Genomic DNA, 10,572 nt, shown 5'->3' on the forward strand with positions numbered 1-10,572 from the left:
CTCGGCGCCTACGAAGGGACCGACGTGACACGCAAGACGGTGCGTATCGCCATGAACGGCGTGACCGGACGCATGGGTTACCGCCAGCACCTCGTCCGCTCCATCCTGGCCATCCGCGACCAGGGCGGGCTCGACCTCGGCGACGGCACCGTGCTGTGGCCGGAACCGGTCCTGCTCGGGCGCCGGGAGCACGCGCTGCGCGCGCTCGCCGAGCGGCACGGCCTGGAACACCTCTCGACCGACGTGGACGCCGTCCTCGCCGACCCGACCGTGGAGATCTACTTCGACGCCCAGGTCACCTCGGCCCGCGAGGAGGCGATCCGGAAAGCCGTCGTCGCCGGGAAGCACGTCTACACCGAGAAGCCGACCGCCACCGGACTGGACGGCGCCCTCGAACTGGCCCGCCTGGCCGACGCGAAGGGCATCCGGCACGGCGTCGTCCAGGACAAGATCTTCCTGCCGGGCCTGCGCAAGCTGAAGCGCCTCGTCGACGGCGGCTTCTTCGGCCGGATCCTCTCCGTCCGGGGCGAGTTCGGCTACTGGGTCTTCGAGGGCGACTGGCAGTCCGCGCAGCGCCCGTCCTGGAACTACCGCGCCGAGGACGGCGGCGGCATCGTCGTCGACATGTTCCCGCACTGGGAGTACGTCCTGCACGAGCTGTTCGGCCGGGTGAAGTCCGTCCAGGCCCTCACCGCCACCCACCTTCCGCAGCGCTGGGACGAGCAGGGCAAGCCCTACGACGCCACCGCCGACGACGCCGCCTACGGCATCTTCGAGCTGGAGGGCGGCGCGATCGCCCAGATCAACTCCTCCTGGGCGGTCCGCGTCAACCGCGACGAACTCGTCGAGTTCCAGGTGGACGGCACCGAGGGCTCAGCGGTCGCCGGCCTGCGCAACTGCCGTGTCCAGCACCGCAGCTCGACCCCCATGCCGGTCTGGAACCCGGACGTCCCCGCCACCTACGCCTTCCGCGAGCAGTGGCAGGAGGTCCCGGACAACGCCGAGTTCGACAACGGCTTCAAGGCCCAGTGGGAGCTGTTCCTGCGGCACGTCTACGCCGACGCCCCCTACCACTGGGACCTGCTGGCCGGCGCCCGCGGCGTCCAGCTCGCCGAACTCGGCCTGAGGTCCTCGGCGGAGGGCCGCCGTCTCGACGTACCGGAGATCGGGCTGTGACCCTCCGGCTCCCCGGCCCCGGGGGCACGCTGCGCTCGTACGAACCGCGCGCGGAACCCCGCGCCCTCACCCCCGGCGCCCCCTTCACCTCCCGCACGGTCTTCTCGGCGGCGCACGTCGTCGCCGACCCGTTCGCCGACGCGGACCCCGACTCCCCGGCCGCCGTCGACTGGGACGCCACCCTCGCCTTCCGCCGCCACCTCTGGTCGCACGGCCTGGGCGTCGCCGAGGCCATGGACACCGCCCAGCGGGGCATGGGCCTGGACTGGGCGGGCGCGGCCGAGCTGATCCGCCGCAGCGCCGCCGAGGCGAAGGCGGTCGGCGGCGAGATCGCCTGCGGCGTCGGCACCGACCAGATCACCGCCGGGTCGCTGCCCGAGATCCGGCGGGCCTACGAGGAACAGCTCGCCCTCGTCGAGGGGTCGGGCTCCCGGGCGATCCTGATGGCGTCCCGCGCGCTGGCCGCAAGCGCTTGCGGTCCCGAGGACTACCTGGAGGTCTACGGCCACCTCCTGCGCCAGGCCGCCGAACCGGTCGTCCTGCACTGGCTCGGCCCCATGTTCGACCCGGCGCTGGAGGGCTACTGGGGCTCGGCCGACCTCGACGCGGCCACCGAGGTGTTCCTGGAGGTGATCGCCGCCCACCCGGACAAGGTCGACGGCGTCAAGGTGTCGCTGCTGGACGCCGGACGCGAGATCGCCCTGCGCCGCCGTCTGCCCGACGGCGTCCGCTGCTACACCGGCGACGACTTCAACTACCCCGAGCTGATCGCGGGCGACGAGCGGGGCTTCAGCCACGCCCTGCTCGGCGTCTTCGACCCGCTGGGCCCACTGGCCGCCGAGGCCGTCCGGGTCCTGGACACCGGGGACACGGCGGGCTTCCGCGCCCTCCTCGACCCCACCGTCGAGCTGTCCCGGCACCTCTTCCAGGCGCCCACCCGCTTCTACAAGACGGGTGTGGTCCTGCTGGCCTGGCTGGCCGGCCACCAGAGCCACTTCACGATGGTCGGCGGCCTGCAGTCGGCCCGCTCCCTGCCGCACCTCGCCCGCGCCTACGAACTCGCCGACGGACTGGGCCTGTTCCCGGACCCGAAGCTGGCGGAGGAGCGGATGAAGACCCTGCTCACCCTGTACGGAGTGTCCCAGTGACCGGACTTGAGCGTTTCTCGATCAACCAGATGACGGTGAAGCAGCTGTCGATGCCCGAACTGGTCGACGCCTGCCTGGAACTGGACGTGCCCGGTGTCGGCCTGTGGCGCGAACCGGTCGCGGCGTACGGGCTGGAGGCGACGGCGAAACTGGTCCGGGACGCGGGCCTCGGCGTCACCACCCTGTGCCGGGGCGGCTTCCTCACGGCGACGGATCCGGACGGGCGCGCCGCCGCCCTCGACGACAACCGCCGCGCCGTCGACGAGGCGGCCACGCTCGGCACGGACACCCTGGTCCTGGTCTGCGGCGGTCTGCCGGCCGGCTCCCGGGATCTGCGCGGAGCCCGGGAGCGGATCGCCGACGCCCTGGCGGAACTGGGGCCCTACGCCGAGTCCCATGGCGTCCGGCTCGCGATCGAGGCCCTGCACCCGATGTACGCCGCCGACCGCTGTGTGGTCTCCACCCTCGCCCAGGCCCTGGACCTCGCGGAACGCTTCCCCGCGCACCAGGTGGGCGTCACGGTCGACACGTACCACGTCTGGTGGGACGACTCCGCGCCCCGGCAGATCGCCCGCGCGGGCGCCGGCGGCCGGATCCACGCCTTCCAGCTCGCCGACTGGACCACCCCGCTGCCGGCGGGCGTCCTCGACGGGCGGGGCCAGATCGGCGACGGCGCGATCGACATGCGGGAGTGGAAGGGGTACGTGGACGCGGCCGGCTACACCGGGCCCATCGAGGTCGAACTCTTCAACGAGGGGCTGTGGGCGCGCGACGGCAGGCAGGTGCTGGCGCAGACCGCGGCCCGGTTCGCCGAGCACGTCGGCCCGCACGGAACCGTGGCGGACCGCCCGGCCGGCGCCCGCTGAGCGGGGCGGGAACCGGCCGGAAAAAAACCGCGGGGACCGTACAACCCTTTCCGCGTCCGCCGTGTCGTACGTGGCATCAGGACTTCTGGAGGGGATCCGGGGGGATCGCGGGGTTCTGATGGGGAGGGAATCCGAGGGGGCCGGGTCGACGGACCGGGCCCCCTCGACGTATCCCCGGGCGCCGGTGAGAACCGGTGGCCGTCCGCGCGAGAACCGATGACCGCCCCCCTGGGAACCGGTGGCCGCCCGGCTTGAGAACCGGTGGCCGCCCGCGTTGTCGGACCGCGCCGGTACCGTCGGACCCATGTCCAATCAGGCGGAGGCCTCTCCTCGGTCGGAAGAGCGGCGTACGGCCGTACTCGAAGGCGTGCTCGAACGCGTGACCTACGCCAACGAGGACAACGGCTACACGGTCGCCCGCGTCGACACCGGCCGCGGCGCCGGTGACCTGCTGACGGTGGTGGGCGCGCTGCTCGGCGCCCAGGTCGGCGAGTTCCTGCGGATGGAGGGCCGCTGGGGCTCCCACCCGCAGTACGGCAAGCAGTTCACCGTCGAGAACTACACGACCGTCCTGCCCGCCACCGTCCAGGGCATCCGCCGCTATCTCGGCTCGGGCCTGGTCAAGGGCATCGGACCCGTCTTCGCGGACCGCATCACCCAGCACTTCGGCCTGGACACGCTCAGGATCATCGAGGAGGAGCCCGAGCGGCTCATCGAGGTCCCGGGCCTCGGTCCCAAGCGCACCAGGAAGATCACCGAGGCCTGGGAGGAACAGAAGGCGATCAAGGAGGTCATGCTCTTCCTCCAGACCGTCGAGGTCTCGACGTCGATCGCCGTGCGCATCTACAAGAAGTACGGGGACGCCTCGATCTCCGTGGTGAAGAACCAGCCCTACCGGCTGGCCTCCGACGTCTGGGGCATCGGCTTCCTGACCGCGGACAAGATCGCCCAGTCCGTCGGCATCCCGCACGACAGCCCGGACCGCGTCAAGGCAGGCCTGCAGTACGCGCTTTCCCAGTCCGCCGACCAGGGCCACTGCTATCTGCCCGAGGAGCGGCTGATCGCCGACGCGGTCAAACTCCTCCAGGTCGACACCGGCCTGGTCATCGACTGCCTGGGCGAACTCGCCGCGCCGCCCGAGGAGGGCGAGGACCCCGGCGTCGTAAGGGAGAAGGTGCCGGCAGCGGACGGCGGCGAGAGCGTCACCGCCGTCTACCTCGTCCCCTTCCACCGCGCCGAACTCTCCCTCTCCGCCCAGCTGCTGCGCCTGCTGCGCACGGAAGCCGACCGGATGCCCGCCTTCCACGACGTGGCCTGGGACAAGGCGCTCGGCTGGCTGAAGGGGCGCACGGGCGCGGAGCTCGCCCCCGAGCAGGAGGCCGCCGTCCGGCTCGCGCTCACCGAGAAGGTCGCCGTGCTCACCGGCGGCCCCGGTTGCGGCAAGTCCTTCACCGTCCGCTCGATCGTGGAGCTGGCCCGCGCCAAGAAGGCCAAGGTGGTGCTGGCCGCGCCCACCGGCCGGGCCGCCAAGCGGCTGGCCGAGCTCACCGGCGCCGAGGCCCGCACCGTCCACCGTCTGCTGGAGCTGAAGCCGGGCGGGGACGCGGCCTACGACCGGGACCGCCCGCTGGACGCCGACCTGGTGGTGGTCGACGAGGCGTCCATGCTGGACCTGCTGCTGGCCAACAAGCTGGTCAAGGCGGTGCCGCCGGGTGCCCACCTGCTGTTCGTCGGGGACGTCGACCAACTCCCCAGCGTCGGTGCGGGGGAGGTGCTCAGGGATCTGCTGGCCGACGGCAGCCCGGTCCCCGCCGTGCGCCTGACCCGGGTCTTCCGCCAGGCCCAGCAGTCGGGCGTGGTGACCAACGCGCACCGCATCAACTCCGGGCAGCATCCGCTCACCGACGGGCTGAAGGACTTCTTCCTCTTCGTCGAGGACGACACGGAGGAGGCCGGCCGGCTCACGGTGGACGTGGCGGCCCGCCGTATCCCGGCCAGGTTCGGGCTCGACCCGCGGCGGGACGTCCAGGTGCTCGCCCCCATGCACCGCGGCCCGGCCGGCGCCGGCACGCTCAACGGTCTGCTCCAGCAGGCCGTCACCCCGGGCCGTCCCGATGTGCCGGAGAAGCGGTTCGGCGGCCGGGTCTTCCGGGTCGGCGACAAGGTCACCCAGATCCGCAACAACTACGAGAAGGGCGAGAACGGGGTCTTCAACGGCACCGTGGGCGTGGTCACCTCGCTCGACCTCGTCGACCAGCGCCTGACGGTCGTGACGGACGAGGACGAGGAGGTGCCGTACGAGTTCGACGAACTGGACGAACTGGCACACGCGTACGCCGTGACCATCCACCGTTCACAGGGGAGTGAATATCCCGCCGTCGTGATCCCCGTCACCACCGGTGCATGGATGATGCTCCAGCGGAACCTGCTGTACACGGCGGTCACCCGGGCCAAGAAGCTGGTCGTCCTGGTGGGTTCGCGCAAGGCGATCGGTCAGGCGGTGCGCACCGTGTCGGCGGGAAGGCGCTGCACAGCACTGGATTTCCGGCTCGCGGGCGCCTGATCCGGGCCCCGACGGCAGGGCTCACAAAAAATGATCGATCAAATGAGTCGCGAAGGTCACAGAGCTCTTCCGGTTACGGGTGCAAGGGGGCAGGATGAGCAAGTTGACGGCACTGAGTGCCGCCGATAAGCCCAATGGTCGACCCCGAGTGCACTCTCCTGCGCCAAATGGGGGATGGTAGAGACAGTCAGGGCAACCTCGAAGATGAGGCACAGAGTCGGTGAGGGAAGACGTGAGCGACAACTCTGTAGTAGTGCGGTACGGCGACGGCGAGTACACCTACCCGGTGATCGACAGCACCGTCGGTGACAAGGGCTTCGACATCGGGAAGCTCCGGGCCCAGACCGGCCTCGTGACCCTGGACAGCGGCTACGGCAACACCGCCGCCTATAAATCCGCGATCACCTACCTCGACGGCGAAGCGGGCATCCTCCGCTACCGCGGCTATCCCATCGAGCAGCTGGCCGAGCGCTCCACCTTCCTGGAGGTCGCCTACCTGCTCATCAACGGTGAGCTGCCGACCGTCGACGAGCTCACCTCGTTCAAGAACGAGATCACGCAGCACACGCTGCTGCACGAGGACGTCAAGAACTTCTACAAGGGCTTCCCGCGCGACGCCCACCCGATGGCCATGCTGTCCTCGGTGGTCTCGGCGCTGTCCACGTTCTACCAGGACAGCCACAACCCGTTCGACGAGAAGCAGCGCAACCTCTCCACGATCCGGCTGCTCGCCAAGCTCCCGACGATCGCGGCGTACGCGTACAAGAAGTCGGTCGGTCACCCGTTCGTCTACCCGCGCAACGACCTCAGCTACGTCGAGAACTTCCTGCGCATGACGTTCTCGGTGCCGGCGCAGGACTACGAGCTCGACCCGGTCGTGGTCTCCGCGCTCGACAAGCTGCTGATCCTGCACGCGGACCACGAGCAGAACTGCTCGACGTCCACGGTCCGCCTGGTCGGTTCCTCGCAGGCGAACATGTTCGCGTCGATCTCGGCCGGCATCAACGCCCTCTGGGGCCCGCTGCACGGCGGCGCCAACCAGTCCGTCCTGGAGATGCTGGAGGGCATCCAGGCCAACGGCGGCGATGTCGACTCCTTCATCCGCAAGGTGAAGAACAAGGAGGACGGCGTCCGCCTGATGGGCTTCGGCCACCGGGTGTACAAGTCCTTCGACCCGCGCGCCAAGATCATCAAGGCCGCCGCGCACGACGTCCTCTCGGCCCTCGGCAAGTCCGACGAGCTGCTGGACATCGCGCTGAAGCTGGAGGAGCACGCGCTCTCCGACGAGTACTTCGTCGCGCGCAACCTCTACCCGAACGTCGACTTCTACACCGGCCTGATCTACCGCGCCATGGGCTTCCCGACCGAGATGTTCACGGTCCTGTTCGCCCTGGGCCGTCTGCCGGGCTGGATCGCCCAGTGGCATGAGATGATCAAGGAGCCGGGTTCCCGCATCGGCCGTCCGCGGCAGATCTACACCGGCGTGGTCGAGCGCGACTTCGTGCCGGTCGAGGAGCGCTGAACCCCACCAGGGGTTGACACCGCGGGTCTGAGACAGCGGGTCTGAAACAGCAGAAGGCGCCCTGCCGCCGGTCCCCCCACGGGCCGGCGTACAGGGCGCCTTCCCATGTCCCGGTGCGGATTCCCCCCACGGGATCCGGCCGGGCGTCTGAGGCAGCGCCTGAATCGCTGTATTGCTGTGTGCGGTTGTTGAACAGAACGAGCACGTCGTACGTACTGGTCGGTACCTGCGATCTGCCGGGACACCGCACGCTGGGAGGGCCGCTCAAAGCTCCCCGGTGTGTGTGCCCCGGCGACGCATCTCTGAGGAAGTCCCCCAAGACATCCCCAGATGCCAGGAGGCGCCCCCCAAGACGCTTCCTGACATCGCCAAACTTAGACCTTCGAATCCCTTCGATGGTTACGTTCACAGCACTGTGATCTGCGTCTCTTGCGGATGTCCGTTAGGTGCGCAAGAGTCCTGATACGCCGATCGGGGCTCAAGCGTAAGGATGATGCGCGAGCCTTGTGAAGAGCTTATGTGAGGCTCGCGCCGGACTCTAGGGGGACTCTTACTTCCGATGCGGTGACGTGATGTTGATCCTCGGTAACGCCGGGTGCGTCAGCGGAAGGCCCGCAGCCGCAGACTGTTGCTCACCACGAACACGGACGAGAAGGCCATCGCCGCCCCCGCGATCATCGGGTTCAGCAGTCCCGCGGCGGCCAGCGGCAGCGCGGCCACGTTGTAGCCGAACGCCCACACCAGGTTGCCCTTGATCGTGGCCAGCGTCCGCCGGGACAGCCGGATGGCGTCCGCGGCCGCCCGCAGGTCCCCGCGCACCAGCGTCAGATCGCTCGCCTCGATCGCCGCGTCGGTCCCCGTGCCCATCGCAAGGCCCAGGTCCGCGGTGGCCAGCGCGGCCGCGTCGTTGACCCCGTCACCGACCATGGCCACGGTCCGCCCCTCGCCCTGGAGCCGCCGCACCACCTGGACCTTGTCCTCGGGCAGCACCTCCGCGATCACCTCGTCGATACCGACCGTCCGGGCCACGGCCTCGGCCACCGCCCGGTTGTCCCCGGTCAGCAGCACCGGCGTGAGTCCCAGCGCGCGCAGCTCCCGTACGGCCTCGGCGCTGGTCTGCTTGACCGCGTCCGCGACCGCGAGGACCCCGTGGACCGCTCCGTCCCAGCCGACCGCGACGGCGGTACGGCCGCCCCGCTCGGCCTCCTCCTTGGCGCGGGCCAGCTCCGAGGGCAGCGCGGCGGACAGCTCGGCGAGCCGCCCCACGGCCACCTCGTGACCCTCCACCCGCCCGTGGACGCCCCGCCCCGGGACGTTCTCGAAGCGCTGTACCGCGGGCAGCGTCCCGATCCGCTCCTCGGCGCCGGCCGCGATCGCGCGCGCGACGGGGTGCTCGGAGGCGTGCTCCAGGGCGCCCGCGAGCCGCAGCACCTGCTTCTCGTCGGCGCCGTCGGCGACGTACACCTCCTGGAGGGTCATCCGGCCCGTGGTGACCGTGCCGGTCTTGTCCAGGACGACCGTGTCGACCCGGCGCGTGGACTCCAGCACCTCGGGGCCCTTGATCAGGATGCCGAGCTGCGCCCCGCGACCGGTGCCGACCATCAGCGCGGTCGGGGTGGCCAGCCCCAGCGCGCACGGGCAGGCGATGATCAGCACGGCGACGGCCGCGGTGAAGGCGGCGGCCGGGTCGCCGGTGGCGAGGAACCAGCCGCCGAAGGTGGCGGCCGCCAGCAGCAGCACCACGGGCACGAAGATCCCGGAGATCCGGTCGGCGAGCCGCTGCACCTGCGCCTTGCCGTTCTGCGCGTCCTCGACCAGCCGGGCCATCCGCGCGAGCTGGGTGTCGGCGCCGACCCGGGCGGCCTCGACGACGAGCCGTCCCCCGGCGTTGACGGTCGCGCCGGTCACCGCGTCCCCCGCCGTCACGTCCACCGGTACCGACTCGCCGGTCAGCATGGACGCGTCCACCGCCGAGGTCCCCTCGACGACCGTGCCGTCGGTCGCGATCTTCTCCCCGGGCCGTACGACGAACCGGTCGCCGACCGCCAGCCGGGCCACCGGGACCCGTACCTCGCGCCCGTCCCGCAGCACCGCGACGTCCTTGGCGCCGAGCTCCAGCAGCGCCCGCAGGGCCGCGCCGGCCCGCCGCTTGGAGCGGGCCTCCAGCCAGCGGCCCAGCAGGATGAAGACGGTGACCCCGGCGGCGACCTCCAGATAGAGCGTCGAGGAGGGGTCCGTACGGGAGAGGGTGAGGTCGAAGCCGTGCCGCATCCCCGGCATGCCCGCGTCGCCGAAGAACAGCGCCCACGCCGACCAGCCGAACGCCGCCAGCGTGCCGACCGACACCAGCGTGTCCATGGTGGCCGCGCCGTGCCGCAGGTTCGTCCAGGCGGCCCGGTGGAAGGGCCATCCGCCCCAGACCGCCACGGGGGCGGCCAGGGTGAGCGAGAGCCACTGCCAGTTGTCGAACTGCCAGGCGGGGACCATCGCGAGCAGTACGACGGGCAGCGCGAGCGCGGCGGACACGAGCAGGCGGTGACGCAGGGACGCGAGTTCGGGATCCGGCGCCGCAGGCTCCGGCGCCGCCTCGTCCTGCCGTAGCGGCTCCGGGGGCGCGGGCTCCGCGGCCGTGTACCCGGTCCTCACGACGGTCGCGATCAGGTCGGCGACCTGGATCCCGGCGGGGTAGGTGACCTTGGCCCGCTCCGTCGCGAAGTTGACCGTGGCGGTGACGCCGTCCATGCGGTTGAGCTTCTTCTCGACGCGGGCCGCGCAGGAGGCGCAGGTCATCCCGCCGACGAGCAGTTCGACCTCGGCGATCGCGGTGGTGCCCGCCGCGTCGCCGGGGGCCTCTATCGGGGTGTCCGTGGCGGTGCTGGTCATGTGTCCGTGCTCCAGGAGACGGAACGGGCCGTGCGCCACCAGTGTCGGCTGGTCGGCACGGCCCGGTCGGGAAGCGGGTACGGGAAGGGGGCTCTCAGACCCTGCCGGCCAGCTCGAAACCGGCCTCGTCGACGGCGGCGCGCAGCGCCTCCTCGTCCAGCGGGCCGGTCGAGACGACGGTGACGTCGCCGTCGGCGGCGACGGCCGTCACCGAGGTGACGCCGGGGATCTGGGAGATCTCGGCGCTGACGGAGCCCTCGCAGTGTCCGCAGCTCATCCCGCTCACCTTGTAGACGGCGGTCACGGTACCCGGGGTGTCGGTCTGGGCGGTCATGTCGTTGCTCCTCGCAGAGGCGGGTGGGGCCGGCGGGGCCCACGGGGGGTCCACTGTCTCCAGACTATACCCCTAGGGGG

The 10,572-nt window shown here is 71.0% G+C and carries 7 protein-coding genes; 5 read left to right on the forward strand and 2 right to left on the reverse strand.

The window, feature by feature from the left end:
• Positions 1-24 precede the first annotated feature (24 nt).
• From ACZ60B_RS28605 to ACZ60B_RS28625, 5 genes are all read left to right on the forward strand, one after another.
• Positions 25-1,176, forward strand: coding sequence for a Gfo/Idh/MocA family protein (locus ACZ60B_RS28605; RefSeq protein WP_469391844.1), 1,152 nt, complete (start codon positions 25-27; stop codon positions 1,174-1,176).
• Positions 1,173-2,324, forward strand: a complete 1,152-nt coding sequence (locus tag ACZ60B_RS28610; protein ID WP_469391846.1) for a dihydrodipicolinate synthase family protein — start codon at positions 1,173-1,175, stop codon at positions 2,322-2,324. The genes ACZ60B_RS28605 and ACZ60B_RS28610 overlap by 4 nt, the downstream gene beginning before the upstream one ends.
• A gap of 29 nt (positions 2,325-2,353) precedes the next feature.
• Positions 2,354-3,190, forward strand: coding sequence for a sugar phosphate isomerase/epimerase family protein (locus ACZ60B_RS28615; protein ID WP_469391863.1), 837 nt, complete (start codon positions 2,354-2,356; stop codon positions 3,188-3,190).
• Positions 3,191-3,494: 304 nt separating this feature from the next.
• Entirely contained in the window at positions 3,495-5,753 is a 2,259-nt protein-coding gene (gene recD2, locus ACZ60B_RS28620) for an SF1B family DNA helicase RecD2 (protein ID WP_469391848.1), read from the forward strand.
• A gap of 232 nt (positions 5,754-5,985) precedes the next feature.
• Positions 5,986-7,275 carry a citrate synthase gene (locus ACZ60B_RS28625; protein WP_162469785.1) on the forward strand — a complete coding sequence of 430 codons (1,290 nt, stop codon included), beginning with the start codon at positions 5,986-5,988 and terminating at the stop codon, positions 7,273-7,275.
• 600 nt (positions 7,276-7,875) lie between these two features.
• Here the strand turns inward: ACZ60B_RS28625 and ACZ60B_RS28630 are convergent.
• Together ACZ60B_RS28630 and ACZ60B_RS28635 are read right to left on the reverse strand one after the other, a co-directional pair.
• The gene (locus ACZ60B_RS28630; RefSeq protein ID WP_469391851.1) at positions 7,876-10,158 is read right to left on the reverse strand and encodes a heavy metal translocating P-type ATPase; all 2,283 of its coding nucleotides are present in this window, start codon (positions 10,156-10,158) and stop codon (positions 7,876-7,878) included.
• A gap of 94 nt (positions 10,159-10,252) precedes the next feature.
• Complete coding sequence (locus ACZ60B_RS28635; protein ID WP_469391853.1) at positions 10,253-10,492, reverse strand: heavy-metal-associated domain-containing protein; 240 nt, start codon at positions 10,490-10,492, stop codon at positions 10,253-10,255.
• Positions 10,493-10,572: the final 80 nt, after the last annotated feature.

This window comes from Streptomyces sp. NPDC104096, from assembly GCF_055584385.1.